Source organism: Brachybacterium sp. B718/18, from assembly GCF_055454375.1.
This window is the reverse complement of the sequence record NZ_JBVDDO010000006.1, coordinates 171350-195643: the sequence shown is the minus strand read 5'-3', so window position 1 is coordinate 195643 and position 24294 is coordinate 171350. Positions and strand designations below refer to the sequence as shown.

General features: G+C 74.4%; 17 protein-coding genes. 11 read left to right on the top strand and 6 right to left on the bottom strand.

All coding sequences use genetic code 11. The features are described 5' to 3' along the window. Both tgt and ACZCAH_RS11300 read left to right on the top strand, forming a co-directional pair. Nucleotides 1-1338: a tRNA guanosine(34) transglycosylase Tgt gene (tgt, locus tag ACZCAH_RS11305; RefSeq protein ID WP_464341169.1), complete on the top strand. Its 1338-nt coding sequence runs from the start codon at nt 1-3 to the stop codon at nt 1336-1338. Nucleotides 1339-1345: 7 nt separating this feature from the next. Further along, a complete protein-coding gene (locus tag ACZCAH_RS11300; protein ID WP_464341168.1) occupies nt 1346-2956 on the top strand; it encodes a PQQ-binding-like beta-propeller repeat protein in 1611 nt (536 codons plus the stop codon). Nucleotides 2957-3007: 51 nt separating this feature from the next. Here the strand turns inward: ACZCAH_RS11300 and ACZCAH_RS11295 are convergent, their stop codons facing one another. Together ACZCAH_RS11295 and ACZCAH_RS11290 are read right to left on the bottom strand one after the other, a co-directional pair. Next, nucleotides 3008-3799, bottom strand: coding sequence for a hypothetical protein (locus ACZCAH_RS11295; protein WP_464341167.1), 792 nt, complete (start codon nt 3797-3799; stop codon nt 3008-3010). A 76-nt stretch (nt 3800-3875) separates the two neighbouring features. Next, complete coding sequence (locus tag ACZCAH_RS11290; RefSeq protein ID WP_464341166.1) at nt 3876-6869, bottom strand: glycoside hydrolase family 2 TIM barrel-domain containing protein; 2994 nt, start codon at nt 6867-6869, stop codon at nt 3876-3878. A 382-nt stretch (nt 6870-7251) separates the two neighbouring features. On the opposite strand from ACZCAH_RS11290, the gene ACZCAH_RS11285 reads away from it, so the two are divergent. Then, a complete protein-coding gene (locus ACZCAH_RS11285; protein WP_464341165.1) occupies nt 7252-8802 on the top strand; it encodes a DUF3375 domain-containing protein in 1551 nt (516 codons plus the stop codon). On the opposite strand, the gene ACZCAH_RS11280 is transcribed toward ACZCAH_RS11285, so the two are convergent. Beyond that, nucleotides 8772-9224 (bottom strand): MGMT family protein, encoded by a 453-nt coding sequence (locus ACZCAH_RS11280; protein ID WP_464341164.1) that lies wholly within the window; start codon nt 9222-9224, stop codon nt 8772-8774. The two genes, ACZCAH_RS11285 and ACZCAH_RS11280, sit on opposite strands and share 31 nt — an antisense overlap. A 98-nt stretch (nt 9225-9322) precedes the next feature. Beyond that, nucleotides 9323-10522: a hypothetical protein gene (locus ACZCAH_RS11275; RefSeq protein ID WP_464341163.1), complete on the bottom strand. Its 1200-nt coding sequence runs from the start codon at nt 10520-10522 to the stop codon at nt 9323-9325. 160 nt (nt 10523-10682) lie between these two features. Here ACZCAH_RS11275 and ACZCAH_RS11270 point away from each other — a divergent pair, with 160 nt between their 5' ends. The 5 genes from ACZCAH_RS11270 (at nt 10683) to ACZCAH_RS11250 (ending at nt 16589) form a co-directional block, all read left to right on the top strand. Next, entirely contained in the window at nt 10683-11366 is a 684-nt protein-coding gene (locus ACZCAH_RS11270; RefSeq protein WP_464341162.1) for a DUF4194 domain-containing protein, read from the top strand. 167 nt (nt 11367-11533) lie between these two features. Then, nucleotides 11534-12604 (top strand): ABC transporter substrate-binding protein, encoded by a 1071-nt coding sequence (locus ACZCAH_RS11265; protein WP_464341161.1) that lies wholly within the window; start codon nt 11534-11536, stop codon nt 12602-12604. A 4-nt stretch (nt 12605-12608) separates the two neighbouring features. Beyond that, nucleotides 12609-13607 (top strand): FecCD family ABC transporter permease, encoded by a 999-nt coding sequence (locus ACZCAH_RS11260; protein ID WP_464341160.1) that lies wholly within the window; start codon nt 12609-12611, stop codon nt 13605-13607. Then, complete coding sequence (locus ACZCAH_RS11255; protein ID WP_464341159.1) at nt 13604-14644, top strand: FecCD family ABC transporter permease; 1041 nt, start codon at nt 13604-13606, stop codon at nt 14642-14644. The genes ACZCAH_RS11260 and ACZCAH_RS11255 overlap by 4 nt, the downstream gene beginning before the upstream one ends. Nucleotides 14645-14648: 4 nt before the next feature. Next, nucleotides 14649-16589 carry an SIP domain-containing protein gene (locus ACZCAH_RS11250; RefSeq protein WP_464341158.1) on the top strand — a complete coding sequence of 647 codons (1941 nt, stop codon included), beginning with the start codon at nt 14649-14651 and terminating at the stop codon, nt 16587-16589. Between the two features lie 160 nt (nt 16590-16749). On the opposite strand, the gene ACZCAH_RS11245 is transcribed toward ACZCAH_RS11250, so the two are convergent. Beyond that, the gene (locus tag ACZCAH_RS11245; RefSeq protein ID WP_464341157.1) at nt 16750-17703 is read right to left on the bottom strand and encodes an NAD-dependent epimerase/dehydratase family protein; all 954 of its coding nucleotides are present in this window, start codon (nt 17701-17703) and stop codon (nt 16750-16752) included. A gap of 110 nt (nt 17704-17813) precedes the next feature. On the opposite strand from ACZCAH_RS11245, the gene ACZCAH_RS11240 reads away from it, so the two are divergent. The 3 genes from ACZCAH_RS11240 to ACZCAH_RS11230 all read left to right on the top strand — a co-directional run bounded on the left by ACZCAH_RS11240 (nt 17814) and on the right by ACZCAH_RS11230 (nt 22640). Continuing rightward, the gene (locus tag ACZCAH_RS11240) at nt 17814-18572 is read left to right on the top strand and encodes a TetR/AcrR family transcriptional regulator (RefSeq protein ID WP_464341156.1); all 759 of its coding nucleotides are present in this window, start codon (nt 17814-17816) and stop codon (nt 18570-18572) included. Nucleotides 18573-18600: 28 nt separating this feature from the next. Continuing rightward, complete coding sequence (locus tag ACZCAH_RS11235; protein WP_464341155.1) at nt 18601-21987, top strand: ATP-binding protein; 3387 nt, start codon at nt 18601-18603, stop codon at nt 21985-21987. A 143-nt stretch (nt 21988-22130) separates the two neighbouring features. Continuing rightward, nucleotides 22131-22640 carry a hypothetical protein gene (locus ACZCAH_RS11230; protein WP_329746411.1) on the top strand — a complete coding sequence of 170 codons (510 nt, stop codon included), beginning with the start codon at nt 22131-22133 and terminating at the stop codon, nt 22638-22640. Here ACZCAH_RS11230 and ACZCAH_RS11225 read toward each other — a convergent pair. Further along, nucleotides 22603-24270, bottom strand: coding sequence for a maltokinase N-terminal cap-like domain-containing protein (locus ACZCAH_RS11225; protein ID WP_464341154.1), 1668 nt, complete (start codon nt 24268-24270; stop codon nt 22603-22605). The genes ACZCAH_RS11230 and ACZCAH_RS11225 overlap by 38 nt on opposite strands. Between the last annotated feature and the right edge of the window lie 24 nt (nt 24271-24294).

The window sequence follows — 24294 nt, the reverse complement described above, 5'->3', positions numbered from 1 at the left end:
GTGCCGGTGACCTCCGCCGACAGCAGCCCTGAGCCCACCGCTCGCCCCGCCGCCCCCTCCGGTCCCCTTCCGGAGCCGTCCGCGCATCCCGGACAGGAGAGCACCGGCTTCGCGGTCACCGCCCGCCACGGCGAGAAGGCCCGCGCCGGGGTGATCACCACCCCGCACGGGGAGATCGCGACCCCCGCCTTCGTCCCGGTCGGCACCAAGGCCACGGTCAAGGCGGTGCTGCCCGAGTCGATGGCGGACCTCGGCGCCCAGGCGCTGCTCGCCAATGCCTACCACCTCTACCTCCAGCCCGGCCATGACCTGGTCGACGAGGCGGGCGGGCTCGGCGCCTTCATGAACTGGCCCGGCCCCACCTACACCGACTCCGGCGGCTTCCAGGTGATGAGCCTCGGCGCCGGCTTCCGCAAGGTGCTCTCCTCCGAGTTCTCCGGCGGGGAGAAGGCCCGTACCGCCTCCGGCGAGGACGACGCGGTCGCCGAGGGGAAGGAGCGCCTCGCCCACGTCGACGACGACGGGGTCACCTTCCGCTCCTTCATCAACGGCGACGAGCACCGCTTCACCCCCGAGGTCTCGATGCAGATCCAGCACGGCCTCGGCGCGGACATCATGTTCGCCTTCGACGAGCTCACCACCCTGATGAACTCCCGTGGCTACCAGGAGCGGGCGCTCGAGCGCACCCGGCTGTGGGCGCTGCGCTGCCTGGCAGAGCACGCCCGGCTCACGGCCGAGCGCACCCACCGCCCCTATCAGCAGCTGTGGGGCGTCATCCAGGGCGCCCAGTACGAGGACCTCCGCCGGCAGGCCGCCCGGGATCTCGGGGCGATGGACGTGGAGGGCTGGTCCTTCGACGGCTTCGGGATCGGCGGGGCGCTCGAGAAGGAGAACCTCGGCACGATCGTGGGCTGGGTGACCGACGAGCTGCCCGAGGACCGGCCCCGCCACCTGCTCGGCATCAGTGAGGTGGACGACCTGTTCACCGCGATCGCCGCGGGCGCGGACACCTTCGACTGCGTCTCACCCTCGCGCGTGGCCCGCAACAGCGCCGTCTACACCCGCACCGGCCGCGTGAACCTCACCGGCGCCCGCTACCGGCGGCAGTTCTCCCCGATCGACGAGACGTGCGACTGCTACACCTGCACCCACTACACCGCGGCCTACGTCCACCACCTGTTCCGGGCCAAGGAGATGCTCTCCTCGACCCTGTGCACGATCCACAACGAGCGCTTCGTGGTGCGCCTGGTCGACGAGATCCGGGCCGCGCTCGGCACCGGCGACTTCGACGCGCTGCGCGAGGAGCGCACCGCCGCCTACTACGGCTCGCCGCGGTGACCCGGCGGTGAGCGGGGACGCCGCGAGGGATGACCGGGCGGGGACGAGGCGTGGTGACGGCCTCGACCCGGTCCTGGCGCTCGGCGTGGCGGTCGTGCTCGCGGCGCTCGCCGGGGTGGCCGCGCTCCTCGCCGGGCACCTGCTGCTGGGCTGGCTGCGCCTGCTCGCGGGAGTCCTCGCGGGCGGCGCGCTCGGCGCCGCGATCCTCGCCCTGCCGGGCACCCGCCCCGGGCCCCGGGCCCGTCGGGTGCTGTCCCTCGGCCTCGCGCTGGTGCTCGCCGCGGCGCTGATCCTCCCGGCCGTGCGCGCCGCCCGCCCCGACGACCTCGCGGAGCGGGCGAGCACGCGGATCGCGCCGCTCGCGGAGGGGGACGCGGTCGCCTCGGTCCCCGTCGCCGGCTCCCCGGTGCTGGTGCGCCGGGCCGACGGCTCCGCGCAGCTGCTCACCCCCGGTGCGGGCGCGGTTCAGCTCGAGAGGGCCCCGGGGGACGTGCTCGCGCTCTCCGCCGACGGGACCCGCCTGGTGCAGGTCAGCGCGGGGGTCACCCGGGTGACGGAGATCGACCCCGCCTCCGACGGCCGCCTGCAGCGCTGGTCCGAGGTCGCCGGCGAACCGCTCGCGCTCGCGGGGGACGTGCTCGTGGTGCGGGCCTGTGCGGAGGGCGTCTGCCGGATCAGCGGCGTCGACCTCGAGGCCCCCGCCGAGCCGCTGTGGACCGTGACCGGTGGCGCGGCGGACGCTGCAAACGGGGCGGGCGGTGAGGCGTCGCGCGGCCCGGACCCCGTCGGCGTCAGCGTGCCCGCCCGGCCGGACGCCCCCGCCGGGCTCCTCGACGCCGTGACCGCCACGGGTGTGCTCGGCGACGTGCCGCTGCACGCCGATCCGGTGCAGGGCTGGGTCCAGCTCGACCCCGCGACCGGCTTCCCCGTCGGCCAGGTGCTCGCCACCCCGGACCAGGACTGCCGGATCGCCGCGACCGCCCCGGCGCCCGCCCCCGCCTCGCTGGAGGAGGACGCGCCGGTCGTGCTGACCGCCTGCTCCGCGGAGGACGGAGCGCTCACGGTCACCGCCTTCCGCCATGGCTCCGTGCTGTGGACCTCGGACCCCTCCCCGGCGGGCGACTGGGAAGTGCGGCTCGAGGATGGCCGGGTGCTCGCGACCGGCACCGAGGCGGGCACCGAGGTGGCCGGCGAGATCGTCGCCTCCGGGGAGCGGGCCGCCTGGACCGCCCCCGGCGGCGAGGCGGCGGGAGAGTTCCTCACCCCCGTCGCCCGGATCGGCCTCGACGGCTCCCGCATGGTGCTCGCCAACGACGCCTCGCAGCTCGTCGCCCACGACCTCGCGACCGGGGAGAACACCTGGACCGCCCCGCTCCCGGGGGATCCGCGCACCCTGCGCGGCGGCCTCGGCGCTGGGAGCGTCGTCGTCCTCGAGCGACTGCCCCGCGAGCGGGCCCTCGACCCGCGCCCCCTGCAGCGCCTGCGCGTGCTCGACGCCGCGAGCGGCCAGGAGCTGCTCTCCCTGCGCACCGCCGCGGAGATCACCGACGTGCGGCCCGTGGGCGGCGGCCGGGCCCTTGTGACGAGCGACGGGAGCACCCTCCTGCTCGGCGGCTGAGGATGCTCCCGTCGGGGGCTGCGGTGCCGTCGGCACCGCGGGGGTGGGTTCTCAGGCGGTCTGCGCGGCCGCGCGGCGGATCATCATCAGGCCCACCACGAGCGCGACGACGACCAGGAGCCAGTGCAGCAGCTGCAGGATCAGGACGACCACGGACCCGGCGCCGGAGCTGGCCAGGGCGTTCTGCGCGAACACCAGGATCAGGTAGGCGAACCAGGAGAGCACCAGGGTCCCCGCGATCACGAAGGCGCCGATCCGCGCCGAGCCGGAGGACTTCACGCCCAGCGTGATCGAGAGCACCAGGGTGGCGAGAGTGACCAGGACGATCACGCCCAGCAGGAGGAGCAGCAGCAGCGACGCGATGCCCGCGACCGCCATGGTGCCGTCGGCGCCCATGCCCGCGCCGTAGGAGACCCCGACGACCAGACCGATGATGAACACGCCGATGCCGACCAGCGTGCGCAGCACGATCAGCGCGATCACGGTGATGTTCAGCCACTTGCGCAGACCCGCGGTCGCGCCGGCGGTCGGGGCGGGAGCCGTCCCCGGATAGCTTCCGGGAGCGGGCGCGGAGCCCGGGTAGCCGCCCATCGGCGCGGCCGACTGCTGCGGCGCGGGCGGGGGCGAGGCCTGGCCCCAGGCGGGAGCCGGGCTCGCCGCCGGTGCGGAGGGCTGCCCCCAGACTGGAGCCGGGCTCGCCTGCGGGGCGGGTGCCGGCTGCCCCCAGGCCGGCGCCTGCTGGGCTTGCTGGGCCTGCTCCTGCGGCTGTCCCGATCCCTGCGGCGGGGGCGGCGGAGCGCCCCACTGCTGCTGTCCGTCCCCTGCTCCGTACCCCTGCGACATGCTGCTCCCTCGAGACCGCGCCGATCGGGAGTGACCGGCGTCGGCCCCCAGGCTATCGGTCCCGAGGAAGCGGGCCTCAGCCGCGGCGGGGGGCGAGGCGGAAGGAGAAGGTCTCCTCCCGCGGCGAGAGCACGTACTGCGGCAGCGGGATCGGGCCGCACGCCGCGGAGCCGACGCCCTGCAGCGCCGCCGACAGCGTCACCCAGGTGCGGCCGTCGGCGCGCAGCGCGCCGTCGTGGTCCGTCGCGTCGAGCTCGGCGGTGGACCACGGGCGGACCGCGAGTCCCAGGCCCTGCGGGGCGCGCAGCTCGAGACCGCCGGCCGGAGCGTCGAGCACGGCCCGGACCACGCCCGCCCGGTTGCCGTTCTCCTGCGGGAAGACGTACGGCACCTGCAGGTCCGCGACGCTCGAGCGGTGCGTGCCGTAGGTGGTGCCGCCGCCGGTGTCCGGATAGGACTCGTGCGGGCCGTAGCCGTCGTACTCGACCTCGCCCGGCGCGCCGGAGAGCGCGAGAGTCCAGCCGATCCGCGGCATCGGCAGGTCCTCGCGCCAGGTCGACGAGGGGGTGATCGTCACCGTGACCTCGACGGCGTCGGCATCCCCGCGCCAGCGCTCGAGGACGTCGGCGCCGATCGCGCTGCCGTCGAGGCCGAGACGGGTGCGGATCACCAGCTCCTCGCCGTCGGCGGCGATGTCGACCAGCCTCCGACGCGCCACGTCCAGCCCGATCCGCTTCCAGCGCGCCTCGAGCGGGTAGCGGGTGCGGGCACGCTCGTTGTCGACCGGGGCCCGGTAGAGGTCCGCGTAGGAGTGCTCGACCGCGAGGTCCCCGAGGGCGACGAGGCGCCCCAGGTCGTCGAAGCGGGCGGGGCCCAGCGACCACGAGCCGTCCGCCGCCGGCACGGGGGCGACGGCCGGTGCGGGGGCCGGGGCGGACTCAGCGGCGAGCCGCTCGGCGTCCACGTGGTCCGCGGCGACGATGAGATGTCCGGCGGGCAGCGGGCCCTCCGGCTCCCGCTGCAGGACGCGCACCACGACGGCGGCCGACGCCTCGCCGGGCAGGGCCACCTCCGCCTCCTCGCCCGGGGAGATCGCGGGAAGCTCGAGCGGGGTCCAACTGCGCTGGCCGTCGCGGGAGACCTCGGCCCGCAGGTGGGCGAGGTCGCGGAAGGCGTAGCGGTTGCGGATCCGCACCCGGTCCGGCGCGACCGAGAGGCCGACGGGGGAGTAGTGGTGCTTCGCGTCGAGCAGCGCGGGCGAGGGGGTGCGGTCGGGGAGCACGAGGCCGTCGGCCACGAAGTTGCCGTCGTGAAGGCGCTCGCCGAAGTCGCCGCCGTAGCCGTAGATCTCGTTCCCGTCGGCGTCGGTGGTGACGAGGCCGTGGTCGATCCACTCCCAGATGAAGCCGCCGTGCAGCGCCGGGTAGCGCTCAGTGAGCTCCATGTACTCCTTCAGCGAGCCCGCGCCGTTGCCCATGGCGTGCGCGAACTCGATCCACAGGAAGGGCTTCGTGAGCGCGGGCGGGTCGGCGAAGTGGCCGTCCGGGACGTCGAGCGCGAAGCCCCGCAGCATGTCGGTGAGCTTCTGCTGGTACTCCTCGCTCAGCGCGCGGCGACCGATCTGCTCGGTCTCGTCGACAGTCGAGTACATGAGCGAGAAGACGTCGACGTACTCGGCGGCGTAGTCCTGCTCGTAGATCACCGGGCGGGTCGGATCGGTCTCCCGCACCGCGGCGACCATCGCCTCGGTGACCGGGCCGGAGGCCGCCTCGTTGCCGATCGACCACAGGACGATCGAGGCGTGGTTGCGGTCGCGGCGCACGAAGCGGCGGCTGCGCTCCTCGAGCGACTCCCGGAACAGCGGATTACGGGCGGGACCCTCCGCGGCGCCCGAGCCGTCCTCCCCCCACGTCGAGTCGGCGTGGAAGCCGTGGGTCTCGAAGTCGCCCTCGCAGATCACGTACAGGCCCAGCTCATCGCACACGTCGAGGAAACGCTGGTGCGGCGGGTAGTGGGAGGTGCGCACGGCGTTGAGGTTGTGCTGCTTCATGAGCTGCACGTCGAGGTCCTGGTTCGCGAGGTGCTGGGTGCGGCCGACGACCGGGTCCGCCTCGTGGCGGTTCACTCCGCGGAAGACGATCCGCTCGCCGTTGACCCGGAAGATGTCGCCGTCGATCTCGACGCGGCGGAAGCCGAGGCGGAGGGTGACGGTCTCCGCGCCATCGGCGGTGGTGACGGTCGCGTCGTAGAGCGTCGGCGTCTCGGCGCTCCACGGGTCGACGGCACCGACGGCGATCGCCGTGCCGTCGGCCGCGGCCTCGAGGCCGAGCGCGGGCACCCGGATCGTCGCAGGGACCAGCTCGCCGTCGGCCCCGTAGGCGGACGCGGTGAGGAGGCCCTCCCCGGTCGCGGGGTCGAAGTCCGCGTGGGTGACGAGGTCGTGGATCCCGCCGGCGGGGCGCAGCAGCAGGTCGACGCTGCGGAAGATCCCCGAGGCCCACCACATGTCCTGGTCCTCGACATAGGTGTTGACCGACCACTGCACGACCCGCACGTCGAGGCGGTGGCCGCCCTCGGGGGCAGGCGCGGCGAGCGCGTCCGTGACGTCGAACTCCTGGGTGAGGCGGGAGCCGGCGGTCACGCCGATCTCCGCGCCGTCGATCCAGACCTTGGCCGCGGAGTCCACGCCCTGGAAGCGCAGCAGGATCCGGGCACCGGCGGCGAGCTGCTCCGCCCACTCGGCGGGGACGGGGAGCGTGCGCGAGTAGTGGCCGGTCGGGTTCTCGTCCGGCACGTGCGGCACGTCCCGCGGGATGGGGTAGATGACGTTGGTGTACTGCGGGGCGCCGTAGCCCTGCAGCTGCCACAGTCCCGGCACCTCGATCGGGGCGGACTCGCCGAGGCCCGCGCCGTCGGCCCGCTGGCCGTAGCGGAAGTCCCAGGTGCCGTCGAGGGAGAGCGCGGGCGCGTCGGTGCTCAGGTGGGCGCGTCCGGCCAGGCGGTTGCGTCCGGCCGGCAGCTCCTCCCACCAGCGGTCGGTGCGGTCAGAGGTCGGGAGGGGTGTGCTCATCGGTGAGTCTCCTGGCAGGCGCGAGGCGTGAACGTTCACGGATGAGTGTATCGGGGGACGGGGCGGCGTGCACCGGACCTGGCCGACGGTCCCGGTCCCGCGCCGCCCTGTCCCGCGTCGCCGAGTGCTGCATCTGGACCGCCTCGCCCCCGCTGCTCCGGTCTTGCGTCGCCGAGTGCTGCATCTGGACCGCCTCGGGGCTACGGTGACGGTCCTAAGGCAGCACTCGGTGTGGCTTCGGGGCGGGGCGTGGCGATCGGGCGGGGATCTGGCCATGGGGCGGGCCTGACCCCGAGCCAGTGGCGTCACCACCAGGCCGCGCAGCACGTCGCCGCGGCGCCGTGCCACGACGCGCCGCCGCGCCTGGCTAGACTCGCTCCTCGTGACCACGACCGAGCCGAACCGGTGGACCGACCGCCGCAGCGACGCCGTGTCCGCGCGCAAGGAGGCCTACGAGCAGCTGCGTCGGGCCAGCACCTGGCGCTTGCTCGCCGCGACCAAGGCACCCGCCGTCCTCGCGATCCTGCAGGCCACCTTCCCCGCGGGCGACCGGCGCCTGCCGCGCAGCGAGCTCATCGCCCGCGTCGGCGCGCATCTCGCGCTGCTCCACGACGAGGACGAGCACCGGGCCGACGGCGCCGGGATCGAGGAGGACTCCGACCTCGGGGAGGGCCGCGCCGGGCGCAGCGCCGCCGAGTACGTCGACGGCTGGGTCCGCGAGGGCTACCTGACCCGTCGCGACGACCCGCAGCGCACCGAGACCACCTTCGAGCCGTCCCCGGCCACGATCGACGCGATCCAGTTCATCGCGTCCCTCGAGGAGCATCGGCCCACCACCACCGAGTCGCGCCTCCAGCTCGTCGTGCAGCAGTTCGAGCGGCTCGCCGAGGAGACCGAGACCGACCGGGATGTGCGCCTGGCCGACCTGCAGCGCCGCCGCGAGAGCATCGAGCGGGAGATCCGCGACCTCGCCGAGGGCGAGCTGATGCTGCCCAGCCCCGAGGCCTCCGTCGACCGCCTGCGGGACATCCTGCAGATCGCGGCCGAGCTCTCGGGGGACTTCCTCCAGTACCGCGAGGACCTGCGCGCCGTCGACCTGCACCTGCGCGAGCAGATCCTCTCCCCGGAGTCCTCGCGCGGCGAGATCCTCGAGCAGCTCCTCGCGGGCGACGACCTGCTGGGGCAGTCCACCGTGGGCCGCACCTTCACCGCGTTCTTCCGGATGCTCAACGACCCGGTGCAGACCCGCACCACCCAGGACCTCGTCGACCGGCTCCTCGAGCGTGACTTCGCCCGCTCCCTCGGCCGGGCCGAGCGGGAGAGGCTCGCGAACGTCTTCAGCGACCTCTACGAGCCGGCGCAGGAGGTGCTCGACGTCAAGACCGAGCTCTACCGCTCGCTGGCCCGCTTCGTGCGCTCCCAGGATTTCCGACAGCACCGCGTGTTGCTCGAGGCGCTCCAGGAGGCGCAGGGCGTGGCCCTCGCGCAGAAGGACGAGGTGTCCACGCGGGCGCCCTTCGGCCTCGAGCTCGACCTCTCGCGGGTGCGGCTGTCCTCCGTCGCCCAGCACCGGCTCAAGGACCCCACCGATCCAGGCGCGCCCGCCGAGGCAGAGGTGCACGATGCGACCTCGCTCAGCGTCGAGGTGCTCGCCGACCTGGTCCGCACCAACGACATCGACCTCGTCGGCCTCACCTCCCATGTCAACGACGTCCGCGGCCGCGCGGGCCAGGCGTCGATCGGCGAGGTGCTGCGGGAGCGGCCGGCCGAGCAGGGCCTCGCGAGCGTGATCGGGCTGATGTTCCTGGCTACTTCCCACGCCCAGGAGCGCGAGGGGTCCACCGAGATCGTCACCTGGCGTGAGCTGGACGGACGCGACTACGCGGCGCGGATCCCCGCCTACTACTTCCTGGACGACCTGCCCGTGGAGTGAACGGGCGGGGTCGAGATCGACTCAGTCGCAGCCTCGGCCTCGGTTTCGAGTTCCGCGAGCGCGGGCGCGGCGTCGGCGCGCAGCTGCTCGAGATCCGCGCCGTAGCGGCTCATCCGGCACCCCAGCCCGTTGGGCTTCAGCTCGATGCCCTCCCGCTCCCAGTGGGGGAGCGCCCGGGCCAGCAGCGGGTGGTCGCCGTAGCTGTTCGTCACCCTCCACCATGGCACGGAGGAGCCCCAGGTGCCCATGATCCGGCCCACGAGCCGCGGCCCCGCGCCGACGATCGCGCCCACCTCGCCGTAGGCGACCACGCGCCCGACGGGGATCGCCTCGACCACGCGCAGCACGCGCTCGACGGTGAGGTCGTCCATACGGGTGCGCGGCCCGGGGGAGTACGCGCGGGGAGCAGGGTCGGCGGGCATGCCGGTCAGTGTGGCACGGGCGCGCACGCGACGAGAGGCGCCGACGGCAGGTCGTCCCTGCCCCCGGCGCCCCTCGTCGTCAGGTCGCTCCGCCGCGGTCAGCGACGGGGCTGCTCGCCGTCCTCCGGCGGGACTCTGCCGTCCTCGGTCCCGTCCGGGCCCTCGGGGGCGCGGAACTCGGGGTCGGCCGACGCGCGGTCGCGGTGCGTGTGGTCGCGGTCCGCGTAGCCCTCCTCCGCCTGGCGGACCTCCGCGGGGTCGGCACCGTACTGGCCGTCGCCGTAGGGCGAGGGACGCGTGCCCTCGTGTGCCGGCCGCATGTCCTGCCCCTCGGTCGACTCGAGGCGGTCGAACACCGGGGTCCCGCCGTCCTGCTCCTCGGGGGGCATGCCGCGGTGCCGGGGGGCGGGGCGGTCCGTCTGCCCCTCCTCGCCGACGGCCGATGTGTCCGCCGCGGCGGGCGTCCCGGCATCGTGGTGCTCGGGGCCGCCGTGGCTCCCGGCGTGCTCCTCGGGGGAGTCGGTGCGCTGCTCGCCGCGGACTCGGTCCTGGGCGTGCAGATCGCCTTGCGTGTCGCGAACGACGTCGGGGTTGTCGGCCGAGGAGCCGACCCACGGGCCGTCGTCCCGGCGATCGACGGGACGGTCCCCGGTCACGCCGTCGGTGCCGGCGTCGCCGCGTCCGAGGTCGTCCGCGCGTCCGAGGTCCTCGCCGCGGGCAGGAACCTCCTCGCGCGGTTCGCTGCGGTGGCCTCCCGAGGGGTGCTCCTCGGCGTGCTGATCACCGCGGTGCGCGGCCTCTCGGCCCGCGCGGTCCTCGGACCGCGACTCGTGCGTCGCCGCCGCGGCTCCGCCAACGACACCTGCCCCGGCGCCCGCGTCCGAGGTGCTCCGCTGCTCGGGATCGGGAGTGTCGGGGTCGAGCCGGTCGGCCTCGGCGAGCCGCTCCTGCACCGAGGAGCGGTCCTTCTCCACGGCGGCGCGCTGCTCCTCGGCCTCGGCGCGGCGGCGCTCCGCCGCGATCTGCTCCTGCTCGGCCTCCTTGGCCTTGCGCTCGGCCTCCAGGCGGGCGCGATCGGCCTCGAGCTCGGTCTCGCGGGCGGCGAGATCACGATCTTGGACGGCCTTCTCCTGGGTTCGCGCCTCGTCGCGCAGCTCGGCGGCGCGTTGGCGGTCCGCCGCCTGCTGGGCCTCGCGCCGCTTCCGGGCGCCGAGCAGGCCGAGCACGACGGCCAGGACGATCACGAGGATCACCACCACGACCAGGACGATGATGAGAAGAATGGGGATGTCGGACATGGTCGCTCCTTGCCGTCGGTCCCCGGCCCATCCGGGTCGGGGAGGCATCACGGGATGCCCCTGCATTCCATCAAACACCGTCGCCGCGGTCACGGCTTTCGGGGAAATCGACCGGGGGTGAGCCTCGGCGGGGCGGTGCGCGCCGGTAGGGTAGGGAGCCGTGACGAGCACCGGAATCCGCCCCGACAGCGATGCGCAGGACCACCTGCAGCAGGTCGATGCCGCCCCCACCGCCCCCGGCTCGACCCTGGTCGACGAGTCGCGCCGCGTCCTGGTGCACCTCCTGCAGGGCCCCTATCTCGACGGACGCCGCGACCCCACCCGCTACGCGCAGCTGCTGCGCGACCGGGCCGCGCTCGAGCGTCGCCTCGAGGACCTCTTCCTCGAGCTCGTCGTCGACGACGACGCCCAAGTCGCCTTCGTGCGGCAGAGCGAGGACGATCCCGACGCCCCGAAGCTGCTGCGCCGACTGACGGGCCTGAACCGGCTGGACTCGGTGCTGCTGCTGGTGCTGCGTCAGATGCTGCTGACCCAGTCCTCCCGCGGTCAGCGCACCGTCGTCTCCGAGGCAGAGCTGCAGCAGGCGCTCGCCGCCTACCGCCGCACCACCTCGACCGACGAGGCCGGTTTCGCCAAGGAGGTGCGGGCCGCGATCGCGAAGCTGCAGCGCGCGGGGCTGCTCGACGAGCAGGGTGACGACTACGAGGTCTCCCCGGTGCTGCGCCTGATGATCGGGCCCGACACGGCGCGCGAGTTCATCGAGCTGTACCGCCAGGCAGGCGTCGGCGGCCTCGAGGACCCGACGGATGCCGACGCGGCCGACGAGGACGGCGCGCAGGACTGACGCGCCGTCGCTGCTGCCGTCGTGCCCCGGTGCCACCCGCCGCGGCGCGCCGTCGCCGACGTGATCCGCGCCGCATCGGCGCCCAGCAATTGAGCAACGTCGTTCGCGCGTAATAAGGTCAGGCTCGCCTCACCCCCGCTCCCGGGGGTCCGTCGACAAGGACAGCCATGACCCCGTCCCTCTCGCGCCGCTCCGTGGTGCTCACCGCTCTCGCCCTGCCCGCGCTCGCCGCCTGCAGCCCCGACGGCACCGCCACCGGCACCGGCTCCACTGCGTCCGATGCAGGGTCCGATGCGGGCTCCGCCGCGAGCGGCGCCTTCCCCGTGACGGTCGAGCACCTCTACGGGACCACCGAGATCGCCGCGGCGCCGACCCGCATCGCGACCGTCTCCTGGGTCAACGGCGATACCGTCCTGGCGCTGGGCATCGTCCCCGTCGGCCTGCCGCTGGTCGAGTGGGGCGGCAACGCCAACTCCTCCACCGACTGGAACGACGCGAAGCTCGAGGAGCTCGGCGCCGCCTGGGGCAGCGAGAACGCTCCCACCACGTACTCCGAGGCGGACGGCGTCAACACCGATGAGATCGCCGCGCTCACCCCCGACCTCATCGTCGCCGCCTACTCGGGCCTCACCGAGGAGGAGTACGCGACCCTCTCCAAGATCGCCCCCACCATCGGCCCCCTCGCGGCGAACTACACCGCCTCCTGGGAGGACGTCCTCACCGCCGTCGGCACCGCGACCGGCCGCAGCGAGGAGGCCAGCGCGCTCGCCGACCAGCTCACCGCGGATCTCGCGGCCGTCGGCGAGGAGAACCCGGAGGTCGCCGAGTCGACCTTCATCGCCGGCAACCTCTCCCTCTCGGACCACCTGATCTCGATCTACTCGGGCGAGGACACCCGCCCCCGTTTCTTCACGGCGCTGGGCATGACCCAGGCCGAGGTGGTCTCCGAGAACACCGCCGACGAGAGCACCTTCTACTTCGAGTGGTCCGCCGAGCGCGCCGACGAGCTCGTCTCCGACGTTTTCTACACCTGGGCCGCCGCCGGCGACACCGTCGAGACCTTCCAGCAGGACTCGCTCTTCTCCACCATCCCCGCGGTCGCCTCCGGCGCGCTGGTGCTCACGGCCGACGACCACCAGACCCTGTCGGTCTCCGCGGCGAGCGCCCTGAGCATCCCGTGGGCGCTCGAGAACGTCGTCCCCTCCGTGGTCGAGGCCGCGAAGACCGCGCAGGCCTGAGCCTGTGCCCTCCCGCGCCACCGCACTCGCGATCGCCGGCTGCCTCGTGCTGCTGGCGATCGCGTGCGCGCTGTCGCTCCTGGTCGGGGCGCGCTCCATGCCGCCGGGCGCGGCCTGGCAGGCCCTCGTCGCCTTCGACGCGGACAGCGCCGACCATGCGGTGGTGCTCTCGCGCCTCCAGCGCACCCTCATCGGACTCGCGGTCGGCGTCGCCCTGGCCCTGGCCGGCGCCGCCCTGCAGGGCATGACCCGCAACCCCCTCGCCGATCCCGGGATCCTGGGCCTGAACGCGGGGGCCGCCGCGGCGGTCGCCCTCAGCGTCTACGTGCTGTCGATCTCCCGGGTCGCCGAGTTCATGGTCGCCGGCTTCGTCGGCGCCGCGCTCGCCGCCGTCGTGGTCTACGCGATCGCCGCCGCGAGCCGCAGCGGGGCGACCCCCGTGACCCTCGCGATCGCGGGCGCCGCGGTCACCGCGGGCCTCGGCTCGGTGGTCCACGGCCTCGTGCTCCTGGACCAGGGGGCGCTGGACCGCATGCGCATCTGGCAGGTCGGCACGCTCGGTGCGCGGGACCTCGGGGACCTCGCCGCCGTCGCCCCGGCCCTGGTGCTCGGCGCGGCGATCGTGCTGCTCGGCGCCCGCGCCCTGAACGCCCTCGCGCTCGGGGACGACGCCGCGATCGGCCTCGGCGTCCATGTCGGCAGGGTGCGCGTCCTGCTCGGCATCGGGATCGTGCTGCTGGTCGGGGCGGCCGTCTCGCTCGCCGGCCCGATCGGTTTCCTCGGTCTGGTCGTCCCGCATGCGGTCCGTCTCGTGGTCGGTTCCGACCACCGCCGGCTGCTGCCGCTCAGCGCGGTCGCGGGGCCGACGGTGCTGCTGCTCGCGGATGTCGTCGGCCGTGTCATCGCCCCGCCCGCGGAGGTGCAGGTGGGCGTGATGACCGCGCTGCTCGGCGTGCCCGTCTTCCTGGTCCTGATCCGCACCCGGAAGCGGGTCTCGCTGTGACCGCCGCCGCCTCCGCCTCCAGGCCCCGTCGACGCGCCCTGCTGCTGGGTGTGGGACTGCTCGCCGCCGTGCTCGTCCTGGTCGTGGCCCGCGTGCTGCTGGGCACCCCCTTCGTCTACGCCGATCTCGCGGTGCGGGTCCTGCTCGGGGAGGACGTGCCCGGAGTGTCCTTCATCGTGCTCGACGACCGGCTCCCGGCCGCGCTGCTCGGCGTGCTCGCGGGCGCCTCCTTCGGGCTCTCCGGCACCGTCTTCCAGACCCTGCTGCGCAATCCGCTCGCGAGCCCCGACGTGATCGGGGTGAGCCTCGGCTCCTCCGCCGCCGCGGTTTTCGCCCTCGCCGTCCTCGACGCGCAGGGCCTGACCCTGTTCTGGTGGACCCTGCTCGGCGGGCTCGCCACCGCGCTGCTGGTGCTGTGGGTCGCCCGCGCCCACCGGGCCGGCGGTGCGGGCGCGGGCGGGGCCGGGGCCGTCGACGACCGCTTCGTGCTCGTCGGCATCGGCGTGGCCGCCGCGCTCACCGCGCTCATCCAGTACCTGCTCAGCCGCATGCCGACGCAGCGAGCGGGAGATGCGATGCACTGGCTCGTCGGCTCGCTCTCCGGGGCCACCTGGCCGCGCCTCGCGGTGCTCGCCGGGGCCCTCTGCGTGCTCGTGCCGCTGCTCGCCCTGCTGCTCGGCCGACTGCGGATCCTGCAGCTCGGCGACGACACCGCCACGAGCCTCGGCCTGCCGGTCCCCGCGACCCGCATCGCCCTGGTCGTCGTCGGCGTGCTGCTCTCCGCCCTGCCGGTCGCGGTCGCCGGACCCCTCGCCTTCGTCGCGTTCCTCTCCGGGCCGATCGCCCGGATGCTCGCGGGGAGGCCCAGCGTGCCGCTCGCGGCGCTCGTCGGGGCGGTGCTCGTGCTCGCGGCCGACGTCGCCGGGCAGAACCTCTTCGGCCGTATCGACCTCGCGGCCGGCGTCATCACGGGAGCGCTCGGAGCGCCGTTCCTGCTCTGGATGCTCGTGCGCTCCGCCGCCGGATCGGGAAGGTGATCCCATGGCCCAGCTGACCGCCCGTTCCCTCCACCTCGCCTACGACCGCCGCGTCATCGTCGAGGACCTCGACATCACCCTGCCCGAGGGGCGGGTGACGATGATCGTCGGCGCCAACGGGTCGGGGAAGTCGACCCTGCTGCGCGGGCTCTCGCGCCTGCTGCCGCCCCGCGGCGGACACGTGCTGCTCGATGGCGCCGACATCCACGCCCTCCGCGGCAAGGACCTCGCCCGGCGCCTGGGCCTGCTGCCCCAGTCGCCGATCGCCCCCGACGGCGTGACCGTGCGCGAGCTCGTCACCCGCGGCCGCTACCCCCACCAGGGGCTGTTCCCGCAGTGGACGACGGAGGACGAGCAGGCCGTCGCCGAGGCCCTCGAGGTGACCCGCACCGCCGAGCTCTCCGGACGGCTGCTCGACGAGCTCTCCGGCGGCCAGCGCCAGCGCGTGTGGATCGCCATGGCCCTCGCCCAGCGCACCGACGTGCTCCTGCTCGACGAGCCGACCACCTTCCTCGACGTGACCCATCAGCTCGAGGTGCTCGACGTGGTCCGGGAACTGAACCGGACGCGCGGCACGACCGTGGGCATCGTCCTGCACGACCTCAACCTCGCCGCGCGCTACGCCGATCACCTGGTCGCCGTCGCGGGCGGCGCGATCCACTCCCAGGGCAGCCCGCGCGCGGTGATCACCGCGCCGATGGTGCGCGAAGTCTTCGCGCTCGACGCCCTGATCACGCCCGACCCCGTCACGGGCACCCCGATGGTGCTGCCGCTCGCCCGCGGCGCTGTCACCGCCCCCGACTCCGACCCCGAGGAGCGCACCATGACTACCACCGCCACCGCCACGCAGGACCGCGCCGACCAGGACGCCCCCGGTGCCGACGCCGCCCCGGAGGGCGGGGAGGAGCAGGGCGCGGAGGAGCAGAGCGGGGAGCAGCGGAGCGTGCTGCTGCCCGCGATCGAGGCGAGTCCGCAGCTGGCCTTCCCGCTCACCGTCGGCGCCCGCCGCATGGTGGGCCGGAATCTCGTGCGGCTCACCCTCACCGGCCCGCACCTGCGCCACTTCGGGGTGAACGGGCCGCTGCTCGACCTGCGCGTGAAGCTGATCATCCCGGGGCCTGCGGCGCGCTCGGACCTCTTCGCGGCGCTGCGCCCCGAGGCGCTCGCCGATCCCGACCGCTTCGACGGCTGGTACCGCGACTGGCTGCAGGTCGACCCGGCCGAGCGCGGATGGATGCGCACCTACTCGATCCGCGAACTGCGGGGTGCGGGGCATCCGGGCAACCTCGGCCCAGATCCCGAGCTCGACCTCGACATGGTGCTGCACCTCGAGCAGCCCGAGGTCCCCGGCCGCGGGGTGGCGGCGCGCTGGGCCGCGTCCGCGCAGGTGGGCGACGAGATCACCCTGCTCGGCCCGAACCGCCACCTGCTCGGCCCGGACTACCCGGGCATCGAGTTCCGTCCCGGCACCGCGCGGCGCCTGCTGCTCGCCGGGGACGAGACGGCGCTCCCCGCGATCTGCGCGATCCTCGAGTCGCTGCCGGAGAGCTTCACCGGTCACGCGCTGATCGAGGTCCCTCACGAGGACGACGCGCAGCGGGTGCTCACCCGCTCGGGCGTCGAGATCTCGTGGCTCGCCCGGGGCGACGCCCCGCACGGCACGCTGCTGGACCCCGCGGTGCGGACCCTCCTCGAGGAGCGGCCGGAGCTGTGTCAGGACTGCTCGGTGGGCCCGGCCCGGGCCGGGGAGGCCTTCGAGGAGGTCGACCCCGACGCGGTGATCCTCTGGGAGACCACCGAGGGCGTGGGCCCGTTCTACGCCTGGCTCGCCGGGGAGGCGAAGGTGATCACCACGTTGCGGCGTCACCTCGTCAAGGAGCTCGGGGTGGATCGGAAGCAGGTCTCCTTCATGGGCTACTGGCGCGTGGGGCGTGCCGAAGGCTGATCGGGAACCACGCCCGACCCCCGAGGCCGCCCACCCCACCCCACCCCCGAAGCCCACCGGTCACCGACGGGTCATGTGCAGCGGTGTTCCCGGAGGGGAACGGAGATGCACATGACTTCTCGGTCACCATGTGTGGCGCGCTCCGGGGGAGCTCGCGTGCTCACCGGGCGGGAGCGGGCTCCTGCAGGGCGTCCATCGCCGCGCGCAGGGTGACCTCGAGCGGGGTGTGCTCCTCACCGAGCAGAGTGCGGGCGTCGCGGTCGTCCATCCGCCACGGGCTCGTGAACTGGTAGGTCGCCTCCGCGAGGCGCCGGGTGTCGGCGCTGAGGAGGCCCAGGAGGCGCAGCAGCGGGGTCGGCACCGGAGCGATCCGCGGCTCCTCGTGACGGCCGATCGTGGCGAGCGCGGTGCGCACGAGCTCGCGCAGGGAGACGGCGGGGGCGCTCGGGACGTGCCAGGCGCGGCCCTCCATCGCCTCGTCCCGCACCGCGCGGGCGAGCAGCCTCCCGAAGTCCTCGGTCGCGGTCCAGGTGTGGGGGAGGTCCGGGTCCCCGATCGGGCGCAGGGTGCGCCCGGCGAGGGCCGGCTCGAGCACGCGGTCCCCGCCATGGGCGCCCGAGCCCGTGCGCGGTCCGATGTAGTCGCTGCCGCGCACCTCGACGGCGCCGGGGATCCGACCGTCCGCCCGCGCCGCGAGCACCTGCTCCCAGACCTGCTTGCGGATCCGCCCGTTGACCCAGGTGTCGACGAGGGGATCGCGGTCACTCATGGGCCGCGCCAAGGGCTGCGCCGTCGGCCGGGCGTAGGAGTACATCGACCCCGCGAGGACCACGCGCGCCCCGTCCCGGGCGGCGAGGTCGAGCAGGCGGGTGATCGCGGGCGGCCAGTCCCGCGGCCAGCGACCGTAGGGGAAGTTGCAGGCGATGAGCAGCGCGTCCGCCGCGGGGAGCCGTGCCGCGAGGTCTTCGGAGGTGGCATCGGCGGCGACGGCACGGGTATCGGGCAGGCCCGTCCCGGAGCGGGTGACCAGGGTGACCTCGTGGTCGGCGGCGAGCAGGTGGGGCAGGGCGGCGCGGCCGAGGGGGCCGGCGCCGACGAGAGTGATGCGGGACATGGCGACCTCGGGAGCGATGGAGCGTGAACGGCGTTCACGGATTGGTGTCGTCAGTATGATGAACGGTGTTCACGGCCGTCAAGCGGTCGTGCCGGGCGGAAGGCGGGCAGATGACGGAGAAGCAGCCGACGGGGCGCGCGCTCGCCATGCGGGGGCGGATCCTCGCCGCGGCGCGTGACGAGCTCGCCGAGAGCGGGCCGGCCTCCCTCTCGATGCGCTCGATCGCCCGCCGGCTGGGCGTCGCCGTCGGCGGCCTGTACCGCTACGTCGACGGACGCGACGCCCTGCTCACCGAGCTGATCGTCGACGCCTACGACGGCCTCGGCGCGGCCGCCGAGCAGGCCGTGGCGCAGCGGCCGGGGGAGAGCGCGGGGACGGCTGCGGGGGCGGGCCCGGAGGGGGCGCCGACGGCGGCCGATGCGGACACCTGGATCGCCGTCTGGCGGGCCGTGCGCGCCTGGGCCATCGCCCACCCGCACGAGTTCGCCCTGGTCTACGGGACCCCCGTGATCGGCTACGCCGCACCCGAGCGCACCGTCGCCGCGGCGACCCGGCTCCTCGCCGTGCTCGCCGGCCTCGCGCTCGCCGCCCCGGGTCCGGTCCGCGCGGAGGCGGTCGAGGATGCGGGCCTCGCCCGGGACCTCGAGGCGGTGCGCGCCTGGACCCGGGAGCGGCTGGCCCCGAGCGGGGCGGTCGACGACGCCCGGATCCTCGGCGTCCTGCGCGCCTGGACCGAGGGGATCGGCACGATCGGCTTCGCGCTGCACGGCCACTATGTCGGCTCGATCGCGCACGACGAGGCATATCTCGTGCACATGGCTCGCACGCAGGCGCGCGACCTCGGCCTCGCGCCGGGTCGAGCGGGCTGAGCGCCGCGCAGCGACTACCCTTGCGCGGGTGGAGACCGACGCGACGACCCTCGACCTGCCCGGTGTGACCGCCCCCGACGCCGGGGCCGCCGAGGTGCAGACCGACCCTGCCCACCCGCATCCCGGGCAGTGGCGGCTCACCCACGTGCAGGTCTCCAACTGGGGCACCTTCCACGGCACCCACGATCTCGCGATCTCCCCCAAGGGCTTCTTCCTCACCGGCGGCCCCGGCACCGGCAAGTCGACGCTGCTGGACGCGATCAGCGCGCTGCTCACCCCGCCGCGGACCCTGCAGTTCAACGCCGCGGCCTCCGACGCCGGTCCTGCCCGCTCGAAGTATCGCCGCACGGTCGCGAGCTACGTCCGCGGCGCGTGGGCGATGCACTACGACCAGGCCACCGGCGAGTTCAGCCAGGAGGTGCTGCGCGATCGCACGACCCTCAGCGTCGTCACCCTGCGTTACTCGGACGGGAAGGGCGGCACCGTCCAGCTCTCCCGCCTGCTGCTCCTCCACGCCGGACACAGCGCCGACAGCGACGTGAAGAGCCTCTACGTCGTCGCCCGCACCCCGCTGGATGTCGCCGACCTGCGCCAGTTCGTCTCCACCCAGATCGAGGGCAAGGCGCTCGAGGCCGCCCACCCCGGCACCCAGACCTTCCGCCAGTTCCGCGAGTACCGTGCCGCCTTCTCGCAGCTGCTCGGCATCCCCGACGAGAAGGCGCTCGGTCTGCTGCACAAGATCCAGTCCGCCAAGGAGCTCGGCGACGTCAACGCCCTGCTGCGCGACTACATGCTCGACGCCCCGCGCACCTTCGACCTCGCCGACCAGGCCCTCGCCAACTTCCAGAACCTCTCCGAGGTGCACGAGGCGCTGGTCACCGCGCGGGAGCAGCGTGACCTGCTGCGCGGCCTGCGCAGCTCCCACGAGGACTGGACCGCCATGCGCGAGCGCGGCGGGGAGCTCGTGGACCGCCGCGGGGACATCGACGTCTTCGCCGCCCACCACCTGGTGCGCCTGCTCGGGGAGGAGTCCGGGCGCCTCCAGCTCGAGCGCGACTCCCTCGGCGCCCAGCAGCGCCGGCTGACCCAGGACGTCGCCGAGGCCCGCGGCGACCTCGCCCAGCTCAAGGAGCAGCGCAAGCGCGCCGGCGGCGGCGAGATCGACGACTGGAAGCAGCAGATCGCCGGCCTCGAGGTCGAGCGGGAGCGACGCCGCGAGCGGGCCACCGAGTTCGCCGCGCAGCTCGCCACCGTCGAACTGCGCACCCCCGCGGGAGAGGACATGTTCCTCGCCCTGCAGCGCGAGGTCGCCGCCCTGCGCGAGCAGCTCGACCAGGAGGAGAAGGGGGCCGACACGGCCCGCTGGGAGGCCGAGGCGCAGGTCCGCGAGCTGAGCACCGCCCTCGCCCGGACCAAGGAGGAGCTCGCCTCCCTCACCACGCGCGCCTCGAACCTCCACTCCGAGGACATCGCCCTGCGCGACCACATCGCCGCCGAGGTCGGGATCGCCCCGACCGAGCTGCCCTTCGCCGCCGAGCTGCTGCAGGTGCGGAGCGGCGAGGAGGAGTGGACCGCCGCCGCCGAGCAGGCGCTGCGGGGCCTCGCGCGCTCGATCCTCGTGCCCGACCGGGTCTACCGCGAGGTCGCCGCGGTCATCGACCGCACCAAGCTGCGCCGCCGCATCTCCTACAACCGGGTCAACACCGACCTGCGCCGGCCCGCCCGCAGCCTCGATCCGCGCACCCTCGCCGCGAAGCTCGACGTGAAGGACGGCGAGTTCCACACCTGGCTCACCGGGGAGATCGCCGCGCGGATGGACTACACCTGCGCGGACACGCTCGAGGAGTTCACCCGCCTGAACCGGGCCGTGCTCCGCTCGGGCCAGATCAAGCACTCCGCCTCCCGGCACGAGAAGAACGCCGACCGCCAGATCAACGACCGCTCCCAGTGGGTGCTCGGCTTCGACAACCGCGCGAAGCGGGCGGTCTTCGAGCAGGAGCGCACCCGCGCCGAACAGGCCCTCTTCGAGGCGCAGGCCCGCCGCAAGGACGTCGAGGCCGAGCGCGAGCGGCGCCGGGAACGCCTCTTCGCCCTCCAGGCCATCGCGGCCGTCACCTGGGACGACATCGACGCCGCCTCCGTCGCCCGGCGCGTCGCGAACCTGCGCGACATGGTCCGCGCGGCCGAGGACGGCTCCGCCGCGCTGTCCGAGCTGGCCCGCCAGATCGAGGAGGTCGAGCGCTCGATCGCCGAGAGCGACGAGGAACTGCTCGAGGTGGTGCGCTCGGCCGGCAAGCTCGGCGAGCAGGCCGATCGGGCCGCGGAGCGCCTCGCCGCCGCTCGCGAGCGGATCGCCGAGTCGAGCCTCGCCCCGGAGGTCGAGGAGGAACTCGCCGGACGCTTCGCCGCGATCGCGCCCACGCTCCTCATCTCGAACATCGACCAGGTCACCAAGGACGCCTCGGCGACCCTCGACGCCGAGCTGATGGCCCTGACCCGGCGCACCTCCCGGGCGGAGGAGGACATCCGCACCGCCATGCGCGAGTTCTCCCGCCGCTGGCCCGCGCAGGCCGGGGACACCGCACCGGGCCTCGAGTCCGCGGGGGACTACCTCGAGATCCTGCGCGGCATCGAGGAGGAGAAGCTGCCCGAGGTCGAGGACCGCTTCTTCGAGTTCTTCACCGGCAACACCCTCGGGGACGTGCAGGCCCTCGCGACCGCCATCGCGCGCGAGCCCGCCGAGATCCGCAAGCGCCTGCAGCGGATCAACGCGCTGCTCGCCCAGGTCGAGTTCCACGCCGGGCGCTACCTGCAGCTGTCGATGCGACCGGTGCACCTGGCGGCGCTCGACGAGTTCCGCAGCGCCCTCGAGGGCGCCGTCGCGGACACGGCGCTGAACGACATCAGCCGGGACCGCGAGCTGGCCGAGGAGCGCTTCGAGTCGCTGCGCCACCTGATGGACATGATCGGCGCGGCCCGGACCCGCGACGACCAGGTCTCCCGGGTGATCCTCGACGTGCGCCGTCACGTCCACTTCCACGCCGAGGAGGTCGACGCGGCGGGCACGGTGGTCCATGCCCACGAGTCCGGCGGCCCGCTCTCCGGCGGCCAGAACGAGCGCCTGACCACCTTCTGCCTCGCCGCGGCGCTGCGCTACCAGCTCGCCGGCACCGGCCAGGAGGTCCCGCGCTACGCCCCGATCATCATCGACGAGGCCTTCTCCAAGGGCGCGGGCAAGTTCATCACCGCCGCGATGGAGTCCTTCCGCCACTTCGGCTTCCAGGTGATCCTCGCCAACCCCGGCAAGAACCCGCAGGCCCTCGCCCCCTTCATCGGCGGCGTGGGCGTGGTCTCGATCCGACAGGACCGCTACTCGCAGGTCGCCCCCGTGGAGTTCGTGCCCGTCGACGCATGAGTCGGGCGGGGAGCGCCATGGGGAGTTCTCCCCATCGGCACTCCCCGGCCCCTCCCGCTACCCTGGTCGCCGATCGTCCTGCGGGGCGGTGACCAGCAGGAAGCACGTCCCCGCCGGGGACGTCGGGCGAGAGGTGGACGAGGATGTCAGCCCTGCGCGCCGCGAGCCAGGACACCGTCCCCACCCAGGACGAGACCCACGAGCGCATCCGCGACCTGCTCGGGGCCGTCACCACCGCCCTGCTCGAGGAGCAGCCGGAACTGATCGCCTTCGAGGACCGCCGCCCCCAGCGGGACCGCTCCTCGGGGGAGTCCTGGCACGGGGTGGGGACCCTCTGCCACGTCAGCCCCCTCCTCGCCTCCCACGGCGCCCCGCGGCCCGCGGACGCGCACACGGAGGACCTGGTCGAGGTGGTCCACTCCGTCGCGAGCCTGCGCGGGATGCGCCGGCACCGCGATCTGGACGGCGCGGCGAGCCGCGGCGCGAGCTGGATCGACGAGGCCGGGGACCGGCTGGACCTGGTGGTCGGGGTGCGCGTCGCCGTGCGCGCCATCAGCGCCCCGTTCCTGCCCGGCTCGCTCTCGCCGGTCACGACGACGAGCCCGCCCTCGCCGATCAGCCCGCTGACCCCTCCGCCGCGGCCGCTGCGCTGATCCGCGCGAGCGCGGTGAGCGGGATCGGCAGCCAGTCGGGACGGTTCCGCGCCTCGTAGAGCGCTTCGTAGACGGCCTTGTCGGCCTCGAGCGCGGCGAGCAGAACGCGGAGTGACGGGGCGGACAGGTCCGTCCCCGACTGCTGCGAGTAGCCCGCGAGGAAGGCCTCCCTCGCCCGCAGCGCCCAGGCCTCGGCCGACGCCGCCTGGGCGCTCTCCCCAGGGGCGCTCTCCGCATAGGCACCCTCCCCATCTGCGCCCTGCCCATCGGCGCCCTCCGCGCGGGCGTCGCGGGCCACGGCGCCCGCGGCGTAGTCGAGGCTGCGCAGCATCCCCGCCACGTCCCGCAGGGGGGTGTCCGGGCGGGAGCGCTCGACGAGCGGTCGCAGCGGCTCGCCCTCGAAGTCCAGCAGCACCCAGCCCCGCTCGGGGACCAGCAGCACCTGCCCCAGGTGCAGGTCGCCGTGGATCCGCTGCAGCGCGGGCCACGGCTGCTCGGCCGCGGAGTCGAGCAGCCCCCCGATCGCGGCGGCGTGCTCCGCGATCTGCGGCAGCTCGGCGGCGACCGTCCGCAGGCGCTCCCGCAGGGTCCGGACCAGCTCGGCGGTCAGTGCGGGATCCGCGGGTGCCGACGGATCGGCCGGGGCGGTGCCGAGGGCGCGCGCGAGATCCGCGTGCACCTCCGCGACCGTCGCGCCGAGCGCCCCGATGGCGTCGGTGACGTCCTCGCCCGCCGCGGCCCAGCGCAGCGCGGCCCGCCAGGCGTCCTCGACCCCGGGCAGGAACTCCTGGGCGAGGAGGGCATCGGCCACCAGGTCCCCGCAGCGCAGCCGGGCCGAGCCCCGCAGGGCGGGCACGCGGGTGCTGCCGGCCCGGGCGAGCGCCTCCTGGAGCACGATGTCCGGGTTCTCCCCGTGCTGCAGGAGCCGGAACAGCTTGAGGATCAGCGGCGGAGCCCCCTCGGTCTCGACGATCATCGAGGTGTTCGACTGCTCGCCGGCGAGCAGCCTCGAGGTCATCGCGCGCCCGAAGGGCAGCGGGGCGTCCGGATCGGGTCGGCGCACAGTGAGCGCGAGGGAGTCGCCGAGCGCGCCGTCGCCGGAGAGCAGGGTCGCCACGAGAGCGGCACGGCCGTCCACGTCCCGCAGGGCGTCGTCGAAGCGCAGCGGCCCACCCGGGACGGCGAGCACCGCGATCTCGGCACCCTCCTCCGCGGGAGCCGACGCGGCGGGTCGGAGCACCAGCGGCACCTGGTAGAGGGCGGTGTCCGCGGCCGCGCCCGGAGCACCGTCGGCGTCCGGGTCCGCCCCGGTGGCCCCGTCGGACGCGTCCACCCCGGCAGCCGCGTCGGCGGGCGTCGGCCCCACCACGACCACCGTGAGCAGCACCGCATGGTCCGGGGCGACGCGTAGCGGCGCCCACCCGCGCACCGCGACCGTCGGCGTCGTCGCACCCTTGTGCGCATACCAGCGCTGCCTCGGCATCCAGGCGGCGAGCTGCGCGGCGAGCTCCCCGAGCAGCTCGTCGAGGGGCGGCAGCGCCGTCGCGTCGAGGAACGGGAGAACCTCCCCGGGGGCGTCGACGACCTCGTCGAGGGGGCTGATGGGCGCGGAAGAGCTCGGCTCGGCCATGGTCCCACTCTAGGGCGCGGAGGC

Coding starts and splice junctions, on each gene's coding strand:
- ACZCAH_RS11275 (WP_464341163.1), bottom strand. CDS start 10,522: ATGTCCGACATCCCCATTCTTCTCATCATCGTCCTGGTCGTGGTGGTG.
- ACZCAH_RS11265 (WP_464341161.1), top strand. CDS start 11,534: ATGACCCCGTCCCTCTCGCGCCGCTCCGTGGTGCTCACCGCTCTCGCC.
- ACZCAH_RS11250 (WP_464341158.1), top strand. CDS start 14,649: ATGGCCCAGCTGACCGCCCGTTCCCTCCACCTCGCCTACGACCGCCGC.
- ACZCAH_RS11245 (WP_464341157.1), bottom strand. CDS start 17,703: ATGTCCCGCATCACTCTCGTCGGCGCCGGCCCCCTCGGCCGCGCCGCC.
- ACZCAH_RS11290 (WP_464341166.1), bottom strand. CDS start 6,869: ATGAGCACACCCCTCCCGACCTCTGACCGCACCGACCGCTGGTGGGAG.
- ACZCAH_RS11295 (WP_464341167.1), bottom strand. CDS start 3,799: ATGTCGCAGGGGTACGGAGCAGGGGACGGACAGCAGCAGTGGGGCGCT.
- ACZCAH_RS11280 (WP_464341164.1), bottom strand. CDS start 9,224: ATGCCCGCCGACCCTGCTCCCCGCGCGTACTCCCCCGGGCCGCGCACC.
- ACZCAH_RS11240 (WP_464341156.1), top strand. CDS start 17,814: ATGACGGAGAAGCAGCCGACGGGGCGCGCGCTCGCCATGCGGGGGCGG.
- ACZCAH_RS11225 (WP_464341154.1), bottom strand. CDS start 24,270: ATGGCCGAGCCGAGCTCTTCCGCGCCCATCAGCCCCCTCGACGAGGTC.
- ACZCAH_RS11230 (WP_329746411.1), top strand. CDS start 22,131: ATGTCAGCCCTGCGCGCCGCGAGCCAGGACACCGTCCCCACCCAGGAC.